This is a genomic window from Aliivibrio friggae, assembly GCF_057368515.1.
Window position 1 is genome coordinate 1023115 of the sequence record NZ_CM170649.1, and the last position, 16686, is coordinate 1039800.

Annotated in this window: 18 protein-coding genes; 15 read left to right on the plus strand and 3 right to left on the minus strand. The window is 37.4% G+C overall.

Annotated features, from left to right (window positions below):
- Window positions 1-12 precede the first annotated feature (12 nt).
- Window positions 13-969, minus strand: a complete 957-nt coding sequence (locus AC2INI_RS18020) for an AAA family ATPase (RefSeq protein WP_065593597.1) — start codon at window positions 967-969, stop codon at window positions 13-15.
- Window positions 970-1162: 193 nt separating this feature from the next.
- Between AC2INI_RS18020 and AC2INI_RS18025 the strand changes: the two genes are divergently transcribed.
- Together AC2INI_RS18025 and AC2INI_RS18030 are read left to right on the plus strand one after the other, a co-directional pair.
- Window positions 1163-3076 carry a methyl-accepting chemotaxis protein gene (locus tag AC2INI_RS18025; RefSeq protein WP_486305909.1) on the plus strand — a complete coding sequence of 638 codons (1914 nt, stop codon included), beginning with the start codon at window positions 1163-1165 and terminating at the stop codon, window positions 3074-3076.
- A gap of 79 nt (window positions 3077-3155) precedes the next feature.
- Window positions 3156-3356 (plus strand): restriction endonuclease subunit S, encoded by a 201-nt coding sequence (locus tag AC2INI_RS18030; protein WP_122032794.1) that lies wholly within the window; start codon window positions 3156-3158, stop codon window positions 3354-3356.
- A 90-nt stretch (window positions 3357-3446) separates the two neighbouring features.
- On the opposite strand, the gene AC2INI_RS18035 is transcribed toward AC2INI_RS18030, so the two are convergent.
- A complete protein-coding gene (locus tag AC2INI_RS18035; protein WP_122032795.1) occupies window positions 3447-4154 on the minus strand; it encodes a DUF445 domain-containing protein in 708 nt (235 codons plus the stop codon).
- A 147-nt stretch (window positions 4155-4301) separates the two neighbouring features.
- Between AC2INI_RS18035 and AC2INI_RS18040 the strand changes: the two genes are divergently transcribed.
- From AC2INI_RS18040 to AC2INI_RS18050, 3 genes are read left to right on the plus strand one after another with little or no spacing between them, the layout of a single operon-like run.
- Window positions 4302-4727 (plus strand): hotdog fold thioesterase, encoded by a 426-nt coding sequence (locus AC2INI_RS18040; protein WP_122032796.1) that lies wholly within the window; start codon window positions 4302-4304, stop codon window positions 4725-4727.
- 21 nt (window positions 4728-4748) lie between these two features.
- Window positions 4749-5573 (plus strand): HDOD domain-containing protein, encoded by an 825-nt coding sequence (locus AC2INI_RS18045; RefSeq protein WP_486305910.1) that lies wholly within the window; start codon window positions 4749-4751, stop codon window positions 5571-5573.
- A gap of 2 nt (window positions 5574-5575) precedes the next feature.
- Window positions 5576-5749: a hypothetical protein gene (locus tag AC2INI_RS18050; RefSeq protein ID WP_122032798.1), complete on the plus strand. Its 174-nt coding sequence runs from the start codon at window positions 5576-5578 to the stop codon at window positions 5747-5749.
- A gap of 15 nt (window positions 5750-5764) precedes the next feature.
- Here AC2INI_RS18050 and AC2INI_RS18055 read toward each other — a convergent pair whose 3' ends face one another.
- A complete protein-coding gene (locus AC2INI_RS18055; protein WP_486305911.1) occupies window positions 5765-6748 on the minus strand; it encodes an integron integrase in 984 nt (327 codons plus the stop codon).
- 1115 nt (window positions 6749-7863) lie between these two features.
- Between AC2INI_RS18055 and AC2INI_RS18060 the strand changes: the two genes are divergently transcribed.
- The 10 genes from AC2INI_RS18060 (at window position 7864) to AC2INI_RS18105 (ending at window position 16510) form a co-directional block, all read left to right on the plus strand.
- Window positions 7864-8214 carry a YkvA family protein gene (locus AC2INI_RS18060; protein ID WP_486306467.1) on the plus strand — a complete coding sequence of 117 codons (351 nt, stop codon included), beginning with the start codon at window positions 7864-7866 and terminating at the stop codon, window positions 8212-8214.
- Between the two features lie 2524 nt (window positions 8215-10738).
- A complete protein-coding gene (locus AC2INI_RS18065) occupies window positions 10739-10951 on the plus strand; it encodes a hypothetical protein (RefSeq protein WP_060993032.1) in 213 nt (70 codons plus the stop codon).
- Between the two features lie 154 nt (window positions 10952-11105).
- A complete protein-coding gene (locus tag AC2INI_RS18070) occupies window positions 11106-11582 on the plus strand; it encodes a GNAT family N-acetyltransferase (RefSeq protein ID WP_486305912.1) in 477 nt (158 codons plus the stop codon).
- A 56-nt stretch (window positions 11583-11638) separates the two neighbouring features.
- Window positions 11639-12247: a hypothetical protein gene (locus AC2INI_RS18075; protein WP_486305913.1), complete on the plus strand. Its 609-nt coding sequence runs from the start codon at window positions 11639-11641 to the stop codon at window positions 12245-12247.
- A 154-nt stretch (window positions 12248-12401) separates the two neighbouring features.
- Window positions 12402-12929 carry a DEAD/DEAH box helicase family protein gene (locus tag AC2INI_RS18080; protein WP_486305914.1) on the plus strand — a complete coding sequence of 176 codons (528 nt, stop codon included), beginning with the start codon at window positions 12402-12404 and terminating at the stop codon, window positions 12927-12929.
- A 154-nt stretch (window positions 12930-13083) separates the two neighbouring features.
- Entirely contained in the window at window positions 13084-13788 is a 705-nt protein-coding gene (locus tag AC2INI_RS18085; protein WP_065594940.1) for an aspartate/glutamate racemase family protein, read from the plus strand.
- Window positions 13789-13951: 163 nt separating this feature from the next.
- On the plus strand, window positions 13952-14614 hold the full coding sequence (locus tag AC2INI_RS18090) for a DNA alkylation repair protein (protein WP_486305915.1): 663 nt from the start codon (window positions 13952-13954) through the stop codon (window positions 14612-14614).
- Between the two features lie 269 nt (window positions 14615-14883).
- Entirely contained in the window at window positions 14884-15216 is a 333-nt protein-coding gene (locus AC2INI_RS18095) for a hypothetical protein (protein WP_486305916.1), read from the plus strand.
- Complete coding sequence (locus AC2INI_RS18100) at window positions 15179-15691, plus strand: hypothetical protein (RefSeq protein ID WP_486305917.1); 513 nt, start codon at window positions 15179-15181, stop codon at window positions 15689-15691. Before AC2INI_RS18095 ends, AC2INI_RS18100 begins: the two co-directional genes overlap by 38 nt.
- A 180-nt stretch (window positions 15692-15871) precedes the next feature.
- Complete coding sequence (locus AC2INI_RS18105; RefSeq protein WP_486305918.1) at window positions 15872-16510, plus strand: glutathione S-transferase family protein; 639 nt, start codon at window positions 15872-15874, stop codon at window positions 16508-16510.
- Window positions 16511-16686 lie beyond the last annotated feature (176 nt).

Sequence of the window (16686 nt, forward strand, 5' to 3'; positions counted from 1 at the left end):
TACTTTACGGCGTTAAGAAGCCGCAACCATTTGTAATAATCGTTCAACCACTTTATTTGCAGTTGTCCCTTCCGCTTGTGCTTGGAAGCTTAACAACAGACGGTGACGTAACACAGGATAAGCCATCGCTTGCACATCTTCAGGGCTCACAAAATCACGACCGGCTAACCATGCATGCGCACGAGCACAGCGATCAAGCGCTAACGTGGCACGAGGACTCACGCCCATTTCTAGCTGTTTCGCTAAGTCTTGGCAGTATTGTTCAGGCTTACGCGTCGCCATAGTAATACGAATAATGTATTGCTCAATCTCAGGCGCCATGTAAATCGACAGCACTTCTTTACGCGCTTTAAATATTTCACTTTGCGCTAAAGGTTGTGGTTTCTCAGCTTGTTCACCTAGGGCTTCACCACGGTTTAAACGAAGAATCGCCAATTCGTCTTCTGCGCCTGGGTAATCAACATCCAAGTGCATTAAGAAACGGTCAAGTTGCGCTTCTGGTAGAGGATATGTCCCTTCTTGTTCAATCGGGTTCTGTGTCGCCATCACCAAAAATAGCTCTGGTAATTGATACGTGTTACGGCCTGCAGTGATTTGTTTCTCTGCCATTGCTTCTAACATTGCCGCTTGCACTTTAGCAGGCGCACGGTTGATCTCATCTGCTAACACCAATGAATTAAAGATAGGACCGGGTTGGAAGGTGAACTCTCCCGTCTCTTGGCGATAAATATCCGTCCCCGTTAAATCAGAAGGCAAGAGATCCGGAGTAAATTGAATGCGGTGGAAATCCCCTTCAATAGAGTCAGCCAAAATTTTCACGGCACGCGTCTTTGCAAGACCAGGAGGACCTTCAACTAAAATATGCCCGTCGGCAAGCAGAGCAATCAATAGTTGCTTCACTAACGCAGGTTGACCAATGACTTGAGATTCAAGATAAGTTTGTAATTGTTGAATTTTTAACGCTGGCATAGTTCACCCATTCTCTGGATTGCTGAGTAATTATTTCTTTGTGACTGATTAAAATCACATTAGTTCCTTAATAGATGAGGTTTAATTTCGATTATTCAACCATTTAGGTCATGAATAAAATTGTAACTATTTATTAAAGCTATTATGATCCAAGTCGATATACAAAATGTCTATTTAAAGCTGTGGAATTAATATGATAAATCTAACAATTAAACAGAAACTCGTCGCCGGCATTGTAATTGCAATTATTGCCTCAACTTCACTTGTGGGTATTGTAGCCCAAAAAAAAGCATTCGAAACATTAGATGAGCGGTTAACCACTCTTGAACTGCCAACCATTCTTAACCAAATTGGTGGTGAGGTGGATAAAGAAGTTGCGGTGATCTCCTCTGCCGCTGAACAGATGGCAAATAACCCTTTCATCATCGACGCTATTTCAGATCCAACCATCTCTCCTGAAGACCAAACCATTCTTATCGCTCAACTTAATCAGTTAAAGCAACAACATCAATTGAATGATGCATCAGTTGCTAACCGTAAGAGTGCTAATTATTGGAACCAAGACGGTTTCTTACGTCAATTAACACAACAACAAGATGCTTGGTTCTTTGGTTTTACTCAAGGTGGTCCTGAGCGAATGCTGAATGTTTTCACTGAGCAAAACGGTGAGGTTAAACTTTTCGTTAACTTTCAGCAATTGAATGGTGTGTCTATGGCGGGCCTCTCGAAATCGTTAGATGACATGGTATCGCTACTAAATGGCTTTCGAATTGAGAAAACCGGTTTTGTCTATTTAATGGATGGTAATGGGGATATTAAGATCCATAAAAATAATAGCATCATGGGTAAACAATCTATTAGTGATGTGGTTGGATCCCAAGAAGCTTCCGTTTTACTTACCAAACAAAACTTCAACTTAAGCCGTATAATGAAAGATGGCCAAGAGATCTTCATTGCATCGCATTACATTCCTTCAATGGAGTGGTTTATTGTTACTGAAGTTCCTGTCGATGAAGTATTTGAAAGCCTTCATAGCTCAACTCAAGATATCGTAATGTGGATTGTTGTTATTATTGCCGTATTTATTACTCTGGCAATTTGGGGAGCAGGCTCTATTACCAATAAACTTAATGATCTGTCATGTCGATTCCGTGAATTAGGAGAAGGTGAAGGCGATCTAACTCATCGTATCGAAATCAAAGGTAATGATGAGATAGCACAACTTTCAAAAGGCTTTAATAGTTTTGTAGAGAAAATTCATAATACCGTATCTGAAGTCGTAGAAACGGGTCATGTTTTACATACAACTGCTGAAAATGTTGCACTCAAAGCAACATCAACACGTGATAACAGTGAAATGCAGCGAGATCAAACCTTACAAGTAGTAACTGCCATTAACCAAATGGGGTCAACCATTCATGAGATTGCCTCTAATGCCGCAAGTGCAGCACAATCTGCAAGTAAGGCAGAAGTAAGCACGCAAGATGGCCGTCAAACGGTGATTGAATCTCGTGATGCTATTACCCAGCTTGAAGGTGATTTAGTTCAAGTGAGTCATGTGGTGGAACAACTTGCAGGAACGACACAAGATATTGGTTCAATCCTAGATGTAATCCGTGGTATTTCAGATCAAACTAACCTATTAGCATTGAATGCCGCCATTGAAGCCGCACGTGCTGGTGAGCATGGTCGTGGATTTGCCGTCGTTGCCGATGAAGTTCGTCAGCTAGCAAGTCGTACTTCAGAATCAACTGATGAAATTCAAAAGATGATTGATCAACTGCAAACTGAAGCTCAAAACGCAGTAAACGCAATGGAAGCCAGTCATACCGTTACGGCTCGCGGAGTGTCATCGGCAGATAATGCCACTGAAGTGTTAGCGGGTATTGCGTTAAGTATCACTGATATATCAGACATGAACACGCAAGTAGCAACGGCAACAGAAGAGCAATCAACAGTGGTGTACACCATTAACCAAAATATTGAAGAGATCAATGGCATTAATGAGTTAACAACCGCAACAGCACAAGAATTGGCAGATTCAAGTCAGCAGTTGAATGCACTTTCACAACGATTAGATCAATTAGTTGGTGCTTTTAAAGTATAAGCATTTCTTTAAGGTTTACCTTATGTGGGGTTCTCTTGTAGAATCTCACCAATTGTTTTAATGAATTGAGAAAATAATCATGAGTGATGTTGAAAAAGATTTGCAAGACATGGTTCAGCAAGAATCAGACAAACCAGAAGTGGCACTGCCTTCAATTGAAGAGCAAAAAGCGATTGTAGCAGAGCTTAAACGCCTAGAAGAAGCGGGTGAACTAACGCCTGAGATCCTTGAAGCGCATTTTGGTAAGTTTAACGCTGAAGATGAAGCCCCAATTCATTAATCGAATTCTCGGGTCTTAATTTAATAAAAATGCCAGTATCTCGCGATGCTGGCATTTTTTATATTTACGTTATTGATTTACCAAGAAAACCTATTGGATTAATGTCGATAACAAACCAATGACACCACCAAAAATACCACCCCAAACGACAAGCCAACCAAGGTGCTTTTTAATCATATCTTGAACCATCTCTTTTACCATTTTAGGTGTGAGTTCGTTTAAACGTTGATCAATGATCTCTTCGATAGTGACTTGAATGTCATCCATCATCTCAGGGCTTTCTAATTCCTCTTTTAGTGCGTTCTTAAACTGATCCTGTTGACTGATCTCTGTTATCGATACTTTCATCTTTTCAATAAAAGGTTCACGCATAGGCTGAATGGCTTCACTGCCGCCCATCATTGCTAACATGCCACCAAATTGAGAGTTCATGATCACCTCAACTAAAGAATCAAACGCAGGAGATAGGTCAATTTTTTCAATCACAGGCTCTAGATTGATATTTGTCGCCGAGGCCATCTCTTTAGATAGAAACTTATCCACGTTTGATTTTGTGAAAAACTGTTCCATCATTAAATGCTTGATACTCGCTTTAAATTCCTCAAAACGTGCAGGAATAACACCAGAGCCATACAAGCCAGGGACTTTCTCAAATAACATGTGAATAGCAAGCCAGTTTGTTAGCGCACCAGAAAAGGCAAATAGGCCAATATAGTATAGGGTATTTTGTTGCGTATAATAACCAACAACTAACAAGAGTAATGAGATTAAATTGGTGATCATGCTTTTATTTAACATATTAAAGCCCGTGAAAGATAAAATAAAAATTTTGTGAAGTTTATCAGCTACTAAAAGCAGACAACAAGTGAAAATGTGTTTTTGATCTGCTTTGTTGAGTGTAGACTGATGAAAGACACATTAAAAGATAAGTATTAGAGGCCGGTTATGAGTATTTGGAAGCGCCCGATGGATTTGGCAATATTAAACGCCACATCTCGTAATACATTGATGGAAGCATTAAATATTGAATATTGTCACTGTACAGGGGATTCAATTACAGCATCAATGCCAGTAAATTCAACGGTACATCAACCTCTTGGAATGTTACATGGAGGAGCCTCTGTTGCTTTAGCTGAGTCTGTTGCTTCTATTGCCGCTAATTGGTGTGTCGATGAAACAAAATATTGTGTAGGGTTGGATATTAATGCCAATCATATTCGAGCAGTCCGAGAAGGTACTGTTTATGCCACAGCAAAACCGGTGCACTTAGGTGCAACCACGCAAGTTTGGCTAATTGAAATTAAAGATCAACGAGAACGCTTAGTTTGTACCAGCCGCTTTACAGTTGCTGTGATGAAAAAGAAAAAGTAGCGGTCGTTGTGGAGAAGAAAAATGGAACAAAATGAAATTTTAAGTCATGCGCACGAGCTGCCAAAGATCCCTAAAGTGATCCGCGAGATGATGGAGCTTGTGAATGACCCTGACGTAGAGCTTCAAGAACTTGCTCGTACGATTTCAATGGAACAAGTGGTTAGTGCTCGTGTTATTCGTTTAGCAAACTCTGCACATTTCTCTCGTGGTAAAAGTGTATCATCAGTTGATCAAGCGGTTGTTCGTTTAGGGCTTGAGCCATTAAAAACGTTAATCATTGCCTCTTCTTTAGTTAGTGCCTTCCCATACGTAGAAGTCATCGATTTAGAAGCGTTCTGGCAAGAGACGTTTGAAGTGGCAATCCTAAGTAAAGCGATAGCACAAAGCTGTGACGTCAACCCTAATGCAGCCTTTACTGCGGGTATGTTACACAACATCGGCGATTTAATGATCTACACGGTAATGTCTGATCAAGTTCCAACTATTTTTGAAAAAATGGAAGCGGGCAGCTCTAAAGTAGCAGCACAACGATCAACAATTGGTACAGATAGCGCCGTTCTAGGTGCCAAACTAGCGGAAAGCTGGAGCTTTTCTAAAGAGTTAGTATTTGCGATTTCTGAACAGTATGAACCAAAAGTCGATAATATTTATTCACCATTAGCTGCAACTGTGCGTTTAGCTAATGCGATTAATCGTAATTGGGATGATTTGCCAACATTAGATGCAAAATCGGTGTGGTTATCTGAACAGATTGAAATAGATATTTTATCTGTTAATGCAGCTATTATTGAAAATATTGATAATGTGAAAGGATCTGGTATTGAAATGGCTAGGTTGGTAATGTAAACATGCAAAAAGAGTGGATGCTATCGGCGTTGATTGGTGCTTTTTTTGCCATTATTTCATATCTAGCCCCTGACTTTATTATCAGTAAAGTATTGATTATTATCGCAGTGATTTTTTTGGCGAAAGCAGTAAAAGCTATTTTTTACTCACTAAAACATCGCCAATATGAGATGTAGATTTTAAAAATGTATTTAATCAAAATCGAGTGGGCTTTTAGTTCCTGAAAAATGTAAACCAATAACATGTGTATAAATTTGGGTCGTTTTGATATCAGAATGACCCAATAATTCTTGTATTGTTCTTAAATCTCCTCCTCGTTCTAATATCCTTGTCGCAAAACTATGCCTAAATGTGTGACAACTGGCTTTTTTGTCTATTTCTACTGTTCTAATTGCTATTGTAACTTGTTTTTGTACGCTTCTATCTAATATATGGTGACGTCGTCGTTTACCCGAACGAGGATCTTTACTGATTTGTTTTGATGGGAATAGATATTGCCAACCATAGCTTTTAGCTCGATGAGGGTACTTTTCGGCAATAGCAAATGGAAGGTATACTTCATCATCTCCATTTATAGCATCCATTTGGTGCTGCTGTTTTACAAAGGCTAACTGTGTTTTAAGCTCTTTAATGATGCTTTCAGGCAGTACAGTGGTTCTATCTTTATTCCCTTTTCCGCTACGTACTGTGAGTGTTTTGTGCATTAAGTCAATGTCATCAACCCTTAATCGTAGGGCTTCGTTAATCCGTAAACCGCTGCCATACATAAGTTGTGCAATAAGCTTTGTTGGATGTTTGAGTTCATTTATAACAGCCATTGCTTCACTGTGAGTGAAAACGGTAGGGAGTTTGGTCGCTTTTTTGGAACGTTTAAAATCCAAGTTATCGACTGATTGCTGCAAAAACTCACGACATAGGAAGACCAGGGCGTTAAGAGCCGTCTTTTGAGTGTTTGGTGAGACGTTTTGTTTAACAACAAGATGTTCAAGATATTCTGGAATATCAAAAGCAGTAATCTCTTCTTTTGATGTGTAATTATTATGCCTAATAAAACAGCTTATCCAATAGATGTACTGTTTTTCAGTATTATAGGCCATTGATCGTGTACGAATGAATATTCGTATTTGATCGGTAAATCGTTGTGAATCGGGATTAAGATCTAGTGGGATGTCCATGATTATGACTTTATTGGTGGATAGATGATGATTGAATTGTAGTCACTAGAATTTGACCCGCAATGTGGGTTCGCATATTTGTAAGACATATAGAGTTTTGTTGGAATTATTATTTTAATCAATTACATGGAGTAAGGCCAAAAAGTGGGATATACGAACCATTATCTTATATTGTTTGTTTAATTTATGGCGTTTTGGCTGTTAGGTAATTGGTTTTAAAGTAGAATATGGTGTTATTGTGGTGGTGGAATATATTCGGTAGAGATTACGAATGTGATGGGTATAATTAAATGTTGTGCGTACTGAGTCCGAAATTTTTTGCACGGTTCATCAATAGGATTGCGGCTTTCGTAGTCTTGGCTTAGTAAGCGTTCCTTTCTTCTTTGTTTCCTTTTGGTTTTCGTATCATCAGGTTCGGCAAATTAGCCTTATTTTCTTAAGTTCAGGCGTTTCAGAAGCTATTTTATGCTTCAATTGTTCTCTGGTTATGCCTCATTTTAGTCTGCATCAGTGTTTTACTCGCAGCATTTCAATCCCAGTTGTGGCAAGGATATTTGGTTTATCAGCTCCAAATCTGCTGAAACCAAGTCGTTCAAATGGCGTAAAAAGTGTATTTGTTTTCCATTCACTTTATCTCGCAGTTTAAGAACATTTTGTTCGCTTAATTGGCATCGGTAAATTAGAATCTAGGCTTAGAAAATCTTGGCAGGGCAGTTCTTTACCAAGTTGACCAAGCCGAAAGTAAGCACGCACAACAATCGCATCAACACGATTTATTACATTCGGCGTTCTGGGTTTGCCTTGGGTTTCGTGATTAAGGCGGTTAATTCAGGTTGGTTTGCATAGTAATAAACGTGTTATGCAGGCGTTATAACTCAAAATCAATATGGAATGACGTACTGGTTTCTGGTAAAGTCTCAATTTATGGAACAATATGTTTAAATTTTTAATTATTATCAGTTGAGCGAGAAATCAATATGTTTAAAAGCCTTATGAAATCAGTATCAGATGTAGCTTCTAATGCAGCACAACAAGTAGTAGATGGTGCATCTTCAACTGTTAATACAGTTAAAAATGGTAACGTTGCAGATCTTGCGACAAATAAAGTTAAAGATATGAATGAATCTGTTATAAATCGTTGGGTTAAAGATGAAGGAGAGCCAAGCGAACGTTCTTTCTGGGATAAAATGGCTGATTCAGCTAAACAAGTTGGTGAAGAACTAGCTGTGACTGGAATTAAATCTTGGCTAGCTATGACAGATTCAAAAACAGATATGCATCATAAAGCTATTTTAGGTTCAGCACTTGCTTATTTCATTCTTCCTATAGATATGATTCCAGATGTAATTGTTGGTGTCGGCTTTACGGATGATGCTGCTGCTATGGCTTTAGCTGTGAATTCAGTCGGTAAAGCAATTACCGATGAGCATGAAGAGCAAGCGAAACAAAAGTGGGATGAGTTCTAGGATAATAGAGTTATAACAAATGCATCAACACGATTTACTACACTCGGCAATCTCAGTTTGCCGAGTGTTTCTCGTTTTAAGGTGTCAATTTTAAGTATAATCGCTTGGTAGTAAACGTGTTATGCAGGCGTTATACGACCTCTGAGAATGCAGTTATTTAGTTTAGTTCAGCGATTGAACCATTAGCTTTTTAGGTGTGAAAGTAGGGTGGTTTATCTTTTTCTTTGTTGCCTTTTGGTGTTCGTTTTATCAGGTTCGGCATTGAACTATTATTGCCCTAAATTCAGGCGTTTCAGCGGCTAATTTACGCTTCAATTGTTCTTTGGTTATGCCTCATTTTAGTTTGCATCAGTGTTTTCCTCGCAGTATTTTCAATCCCAATTGTGGCTAGGATATTTGGTTTATCAGCTCCAAACTTGTTGAAACCAAATCGTTCAAATGGTGTAAGAAAAAGGATTGTTTCGTTTCACAGTTATTGTTGTTGATTGGATATTTTGCTCGCTTAATTGAGCCAGTCTAATTAAACTCAGTTTACAGCAAGTCTTGGTAAATCAGTTCTTTACCAATTTAAGCGGAGTGAAAGCAAGGCTCGTATAACAAAGCAATCAACACGATGCTATTTACATTCGGCATTCGCGGTTTGGAGTATAATTGGTTTGGTAAGTCGGTCTTTCGCACGTGTTATTGCGGCGTTACACGAACTCTAAGGCCGCAGTTTTTTGGCTCAGTTCAGCGATTGAGCCGTTAGTTTTTTAGGTGTGAAAGTAGGTGGTTTTCCTTTTTCTTTATTTCCTTTTGGTCTTCGTTTCATCAGGTTCGGCAATTGACCATTATTGCCAAAAGTTCATGGATTTCAGAAACTAATTCACGCTTCAATTGTTCATGGTTTTGCCTCATTTTATCCTGAATCAGTGTTTTCCTCGTAGTATTCTCAATCCCAATTGTGGTGAGGATATTTGGTTTATTAGCTCAAAATAGGCTGAAACCAAATCGTACAAATGGTGTAAGAAAAAGGGATTGTTTCGTTTCACAGTTATTGTTGGTGAAATGATATTTTGCTCGCTTAATTGAGCCAGTCTAATTAAACTTAGTTTACAGTAAATCTTGGTAAATCAATTCTTTACCAAGTAAATAGAAATGTTGACAAAGATCGTGTAACAAATGCATCAACACGATTTGCTACATTCGGCGTTGTCGGTTTGCCATTAGTTTCAGTGATTAAGGCAGTAAAATTCAGCTAAGTCTGTATCGTAGCAAACGTGTTATGCAGGCGTTGTGCGTACTGAGTCCGAAATTTTTTGCACGGTTCCTCAATAGAAACGAGACTTTTTTAAACGTTATTTAGTTATCGCCAATCCTCTTCTTTGTTGCCTTTTAGCGTTCGTTTCATCAGGTTCGGCAATTAAGTATTGTCGGCCTAAATTCAGGCGTTTCAGAGGCATTTTTACGCTTCAATGGTTCTTTGGTGTTGCCTCATTTTAACCTGCATCCGTGTTTTCTCTCAGCATTTTCAATCCCAATTGTGGTGAGGATATTTGGTTTTTTAGTTCCAAACTAGCTGAAACCAAGCCGTTCAAATGGTGTGAAAAATATACCTGTTTTCCATTTACTTCATCTCGCAATTTAAGAACATTTTGTTCGCTTAATTGCCATTGGTAAATTAGAATCAGGGCTTAGAAAATGTTGACCAGGCAGTTCTTTACCAAGCTAGCCAAGCCGAAAGTAAGCACGCACAACAATCGCATCAACACGATTTATTACACTCGGCGTTCTGGGCTTGTCTTTAGTTTTGTGATTAAGGCGGTTAATTCAGGTTGGTTTGCATAGTAATAAACGTGTTATGCCAGCGTTATGTGCTTTCTATCAAAAACTAGCTTTTGTTTAGACTTATCGTAATCTAGGTAGCAAATTTTAGTTGTTTTTTCGATCCTAAACCGTTAGTCTGATTGTAATTTAACGGTTTAGGAATAGTACTTACGACTAACATTGATGTTGAGGCTTCGCTTGGATTAGAACTTACACTGACGGCTCCGGCGGTAACAATGGTGCAAGATAACAAGAACGAAACAAGCAATAATAAGGGGAACTTTATGAAAAACGTAAAAGGTGGAATCGCGGCGTTACTGGAGCAGCAGGTAGCAGATTCTAATCCGAGCGAGTAGCTGGCAAAAAATGCAAACCGTGAGTCCCTAGAAGTGCGTCACGGGGGTTCAAGTCCCCCATGCTCCACCATTTCAATATATCTTGAATATGCACATAACAAATGCATCAACACGATTTACTACATTCGGCAATCTCAGTTTGTCGAGTGTTTTTCGTTTTAGGGTATCAATATTAAGTATAACTGCTTGGTAGTAAACGTGTTATGCAGGCGTTATGTTCTAGGCGATAGATAATGGTTATCTAAAATATTACCTTTGTTTTTATTAACTTAGAAATTAGTGATATTAATCACAGTAGTTCTTCACGATATTACAATAATGATATTTGTATATTTTGGTACAAATGGATTATTGAGGCTTAAATGCAAACTTACAACTCTTCAGGAATACGTGGTTTTGAGTTAAATTCTAATTCAATCACGGTTTGGTTTGATGAAACTGCTCGTTCAGTTAGTTATGACTACGATAGTGCGGGTAAGCAACACATCGACAGAATGAAAATCATTGCAGTATCTGGCGGTGATCTTAATTCTTACATCGATACGCATGTTAAGTTTAGATACGTCCGTGATTAACGGTTAGAGCGAACATAACAATCGCATCAACACGATTTGCTACACTCGGCGTTGTCAGTTTGCCTTTAGTTTCAGTGATTAAGGCAGTAAAATTCAGTTAAGTCTGTATCGTAGCAAACGTGTTATGCAGGCGTTATAACCTCAAGAGGAAATCATGGAATTAGAGACTTTTGAACATAAGGACTATGATCAGCTTACTGCCTGGATAGATAGCGAAAAACTTTGTTATTTATGGGGCGGGCCAGCTTATAAATACCCTCTTACTCATGAACAAATTGAAATTCATTGTAAGCAGCCACAGGTGTTTCCATTTCTATTTACTGTTGAGAATAATCCTGTTGGTTTTGTGGAGCTTTATCAAGTTTCAGTTAATGAGTTTCGTATCTGCCGTGTATTTATCTCACCTGAATATCGAGGTCAGAATCTAGCTCAAACCATGCTACAGCTACTTATTGAAAAGGCTCAGGTTAATTACAAAGCTAATTTACTAACATTAGGTGTTTTCAGCCACAATAAATCAGCGATTTCATGTTACGAAAAACTGGGTTTTGTAGAATTTGAGCAGGTAACTAATAGCTTATCATTTGATGGTGAGAGTTGGGACTTGTCACGCATGGAAAAACGGTTATAACAAATGCATCAACACGATTTGCTACATTCGGCATTCTAGGTTTCTTTTAGTTTACCGTGTTAAGTGGTAAATTTGGGCTTAATCTGCATGGTAACAAACGTGTTATGCAGGCGTTATGTGCAAAGAGGTTAATTTTGGTAGAATTATTTAAGCAATGGTTTCTTGATATTCGTGATAATGCGATAGAAATAAAAAAAGAGAAAGCAAGAAATAAAGGTGATGAATCTAAGTGGATAAATGAGATTTGGACTAGCCCTAATAAAAATAAAGACATAAAAGCTAGATTTTGCGATGAAGGTGATATGTTAGGTTATTGGTCTCGACCATCATATAAATCTAAAGCCGGTGAATGGCTATATGATTTCTCTTGGCGTGAGTTCGATGAGCATGATAATTTAAAACGGATTATCCTTAGCATGGAAATTGAGGTATCGGATAGACATTTTAAGTATGATTTTAATAAACTACTTCAATCTGATTCAAAATATAAAATTATGGTATTTCAAGTAAATTCAGAATCAGAAGTAAAAGAGGTATTTGCTTCATTAAAAAGCGCAGCCGAAGCTTATCAATCTAAAGTTCAAGCTCATTATTTACTTGTCGGATGGAATACCTCAAAAAATGACTTTATATTCAACGACTTTAGAATTGGAATCTTCAAGTAATTTGCACATAACAAAGGCATCAACACGATTTACTACACTCGGCAATCTCAGTTTGCCGAGTGTTTCTCGTTTTAAGGCGTCAAGATTAAGTATAATTGCATAGTAGTAAACGTGTTATGCAGGCGTTATGCGATTCAATGGATGAGGAGAGTATATGAAGTTAATTTGGATTCACGGTGCTCCAGCGGCAGGTAAGTTGACTGTTGCAAAGTATTTACATGAACATTATGGCTATAAATTGCTTCATAATCATTTAGCTGTAGATTTGAGCTTGGCGATTTATGATGAGTTTGGTGACAAAGATTTTAGTGACTTTACTAATAGCATTAGAAGAACCGTTTTAGCCAAAGCTAAATCAATTGGTGTATCTCACCTTGTTATGACATATATGACTTGTGCAGAAAGTGACTCTGTAGAAATTAATAAGTATCTCGATTTTTTTGCTGAAAATGAAATCGAAGTGTATCCAATTCATTTATGCCCAAATGCTGAAGTCATTTTAGACCGTTCAATCTTTGAAGAAAGGCAGCAATCACACAAACTATCGTGTCAGGAAACAATTTCAAATTTACTAAATAATATGAAGTTTTTAGGTATTAATCACGAGAATACACAATCAATTGATAACAGTAATCTTACTCCAAAGGAAGTGGCATTAAAGATAGTCGATTACGTTAAGTAAAATCGCATAACAAATGCATCAACACGATTTGCTACATTCGGCATTCTAGATTTTTTTGGGTTTACCGTATTAAGTGGTAAATTTGAGCTTAATCTGCATGGTAGCAAACGTGTTATGCAGGCGTTATATTGCTTTTTAAGGTATGGAGTACAAAATGAAAACAATTGGGATGTTAGGTGGTATGAGTTGGGAATCTACCGCAAGTTATTACAAAGCTATTAATGAAGGCGTAAAGGCTGAACTTGGTGGCCTTAATTCTGCGAAAATCTGCCTATACAGCGTAAACTTTGATGAAATCGAAAAATTACAACATCAGGGAAAGTGGGATGAAACAGCATTAATTCTTACTGAGGCTGCAAAATCGGTTGAAGCTGGTGGTGCTGATTTCCTAATTATTTGCACTAACACAATGCATAAAGTTGCTCCTGAAATTGAACGTAACATATCAATTCCTATTCTTCATATTGCCGATGCAACAGCTAATAAATTGGTTATTGATGGCATTAAAAAAGTTGGGCTGCTTGGTACTCGTTTTACTATGGAACAGGATTTCTATAAAAGTCGTTTGGTCGAAAAATTTGGTATTGAAGTTGTTGTACCAGAAGAGAATGATCGTACGACTGTTCATAACATTATTTACGATGAATTGTGCAGAGGTGTTATTAACTCTGACTCAAGAGAAAAGTATTTAAGTATCGTTAAAAGTTTGCATGAGCAGGGCGCTGAAGCTGTTATTTTAGGTTGTACTGAAATAGCTCTACTTATTCAGCAAGCACATACAGAAGTTCCATTATACGACACAACTGAAATTCATGCGGCTCAAGCTGTTCAATTAGCTATTTCAGATATGGCAATATAACAAATGCATCAACACGATTTGCTACACTCGGCATTGTCAGTTTGCCTTTAGTTTCAGTGATTAAGGCGTTAAAATTCAGCTAAGCCTATATCGTAGCAAACGTGTTATGCAGGCGTTATGCCAATAGGTGGTTGATTTTATTTTTATGGAGGTTGCGTAGTTAATGAATATCGTTGAAACGGTGAGATATCATCTCTCTGAAATTGGGTACCCTAAAAGTAATATTAAAACAGGCCAAGTTAGGGCTATATCAGCTCAAACCTTTAAAACTATTGAAAATAAAGATATATCTAATGTATTGGCATTATGTACACAATTATTGGAATCCAAAGATTGGGCATTGGGTGTTATTGCTTACGATTGGGCTTTTAGGGTAAAAAAGCAATACTCAAAGGAAACGTTCTACGTATTTGAAAATTGGTTAACAAACTATGTTATTGATTGGAATGATTGTGATGATTTCTGTACTCATGCTTTTGGTGAGTTAATATCCCAATATAATGAGTTATTTGATATGGCACTAAAATGGATTAGTCATCCTAACTTTGCCGTTCGACGAGCCGCTGCTGTCATTTTAATTTATCCAATTAATAAGGATAAATACTCAGGTATAAACCCATTGAAAGTTGCGGATTTATTAATTAAAGATGATCATGACCTTGTACAAAAAGGATATGGCTGGATGCTTAAGGTGCTTAGCCAAAAAGAACCTCAATTAGTCATTAATTATGTGAACTCTAAGCATAAGGTCATGCCGCGAGTTGCATTCCGCTATGCAATAGAAAAATTAGATAATCAAACAAAACTAGATTTAATGTCACTTTGAGTATTGGCATAACAAAGCAATCAACACGATTTATTACATTCGGCGTTGTAGGTTTGTCTTTGGTTTCGGTGATTAAGGCAGTAAAATTCAGCTAAATCGTCGTAGTAATAAACGTGTTATTGCGGCGTTAAACGTATTTTTTGACTATTTTAAGTTTGAATCCAGATCTCTTTTCTGCCATTTAGTTGTTTTACCTATAAGTTTAGTAAAAATATTAAATTCGCTTTGGTTATAATCATAGGCCGATATTTTTACAGAAAGTGATAAAAATGAAAAACAGTGATTTTTGTAATATATATGATTTAGAATTTAGTCAAACGTCTGTTACTCATTTAAGGTTAATTGAGCTGAAGGTGGATTTTGGTAATTTTGTCGCAACGGGTGTTGGTATTACTCAGTTAATTCAAATATTTGCTGATAGAAAATACACTGGAGTAGTTAAAGGTATTACTACTCATGATTGGGAAGAATTTAGTACTCAATTAAATGCGGTAAAAGATACGACAAGAATGCAAGTGTGGAACATATCAAATGATGCAGCATTATCAACAAGAGGCAAAGAGTATGAATTTTGGAAGTGCATGGCTAATGCAAGCCGTTAAAATATCGGCGGTATCTTCAATGCTTTTTCTAACAGCATGCTCTGCTCACCCTGCAAAGCAAGTCAATGATATGTTGGAACGACAAACAAGCAGTGAATATATAGCTTATGAAACTAAAATTGGCGCTTGCTTAGATGCGACTCATAGAGAAATAGAATCGGTAGATGATACTTACTTTAACTCTTTAAGTGATAAACAAAAACTTAAAGTTTTATCGATTTTATCTAGAATGGCAATGGATAAGTGTTATTCATATGAACAAGCTAAATACTATGAATATGCAATAATTAATAATGATAAAGAAGCTTTTGAGATTATTAAAAGTCTTGCGTATAAACCAATAGAAACACAGGAAAGCCAAGCTCTATTAGACTCTATCGATATGAATGAAATAAAGCGTTTATCTGACAGTAACTTGTTTTCTACGCCATTCGATGCGCTCTATATAAGAGATACTTTGAAGATTGCTTTATAGTTATGAGCTAAATCTTTGAGAATACGTTTAACAAATGCATCAACACGATTTACTACACTCGGCATCTCAGGTTGTCGGGTGTTTCTCGTTTTAAGGCGTTAATTTTGAGTATAATTGCATAGTAGTAAACGTGTTATGCAGGCGTTATGAGTATTTGTGGATTAAGAAAAGGAAGTCATTTTGTATCAGCTATATTATTACCCAAACAACGCGAGTTTAGCTCCGCACTTCTTATTACATTTCATGGGATTAGAGTATGATTTATTGTTGGTTGATAGGAAATCAAGCTTCCACAAATCAGCTGAATATTTAAAATTGAATCCAGCGGGTAGAATTCCTACATTAATTGACGATGGAATGGCAATCTTTGAAAGTTCTGCTATTTGTATTCATCTTTGTGAGCAAAATCCTAAGCATGGTTTAATCCCTCGGTTGGGGAGCAAAAGTAGACCTCAGTTTTTCCAATGGTTAGCGTACTTGAATAATACGCTTCAAGCTGAGTTAATGGTTCGATATTATCCACATCGACATACAAATGATGAAAGCACTATTCCAAATGTGGTTGCCGCCCAAGATGATCGAATTGCTGAATCACTATCCGTAATTAATGATCAACTTGAGGGTAAGAACTACCTTTTAGGCGATGAAATATCAGCCTGTGATTTCTTTTTATTTATGCTTTCTGAGTGGTGTTTACCAATTAAACAATCGCCATTAAGTTTTGAGCATTTCTCAGCTTATCTAAATCGTTTATCATCACATCCAACAATCATGGCTGTTTGCGAGTTAGAGGGTATAGATCTTAGCCCATTTAAGTAATACTCATAACAAATGCATCAACACGATTTGCTACATTCGGCGTTGTCGGTTTGCCTTTAGTTTCAGTGATTAAGGCAGTAAAATTCAGCTAAGTCTGCATCGTAGCAAACGTGTTATGCAGGCGTTATACGAACTCTGAGAATGCGGTTTTTTGGTTCAGTTCAGCGATTGAACCA

Coding starts and splice junctions, on each gene's coding strand:
- AC2INI_RS18045 (WP_486305910.1), top strand. CDS start 4,749: ATGGAACAAAATGAAATTTTAAGTCATGCGCACGAGCTGCCAAAGATC.
- AC2INI_RS18035 (WP_122032795.1), bottom strand. CDS start 4,154: ATGTTAAATAAAAGCATGATCACCAATTTAATCTCATTACTCTTGTTA.
- AC2INI_RS18100 (WP_486305917.1), top strand. CDS start 15,179: ATGAATTTTGGAAGTGCATGGCTAATGCAAGCCGTTAAAATATCGGCG.
- AC2INI_RS18040 (WP_122032796.1), top strand. CDS start 4,302: ATGAGTATTTGGAAGCGCCCGATGGATTTGGCAATATTAAACGCCACA.
- AC2INI_RS18025 (WP_486305909.1), top strand. CDS start 1,163: ATGATAAATCTAACAATTAAACAGAAACTCGTCGCCGGCATTGTAATT.
- AC2INI_RS18090 (WP_486305915.1), top strand. CDS start 13,952: ATGAATATCGTTGAAACGGTGAGATATCATCTCTCTGAAATTGGGTAC.
- AC2INI_RS18060 (WP_486306467.1), top strand. CDS start 7,864: ATGAATGAATCTGTTATAAATCGTTGGGTTAAAGATGAAGGAGAGCCA.
- AC2INI_RS18080 (WP_486305914.1), top strand. CDS start 12,402: ATGAAGTTAATTTGGATTCACGGTGCTCCAGCGGCAGGTAAGTTGACT.
- AC2INI_RS18085 (WP_065594940.1), top strand. CDS start 13,084: ATGAAAACAATTGGGATGTTAGGTGGTATGAGTTGGGAATCTACCGCA.
- AC2INI_RS18020 (WP_065593597.1), bottom strand. CDS start 969: ATGCCAGCGTTAAAAATTCAACAATTACAAACTTATCTTGAATCTCAA.
- AC2INI_RS18030 (WP_122032794.1), top strand. CDS start 3,156: ATGAGTGATGTTGAAAAAGATTTGCAAGACATGGTTCAGCAAGAATCA.
- AC2INI_RS18070 (WP_486305912.1), top strand. CDS start 11,106: ATGGAATTAGAGACTTTTGAACATAAGGACTATGATCAGCTTACTGCC.
- AC2INI_RS18055 (WP_486305911.1), bottom strand. CDS start 6,748: ATGGACATCCCACTAGATCTTAATCCCGATTCACAACGATTTACCGAT.
- AC2INI_RS18065 (WP_060993032.1), top strand. CDS start 10,739: ATGCAAACTTACAACTCTTCAGGAATACGTGGTTTTGAGTTAAATTCT.
- AC2INI_RS18095 (WP_486305916.1), top strand. CDS start 14,884: ATGAAAAACAGTGATTTTTGTAATATATATGATTTAGAATTTAGTCAA.
- AC2INI_RS18050 (WP_122032798.1), top strand. CDS start 5,576: ATGCAAAAAGAGTGGATGCTATCGGCGTTGATTGGTGCTTTTTTTGCC.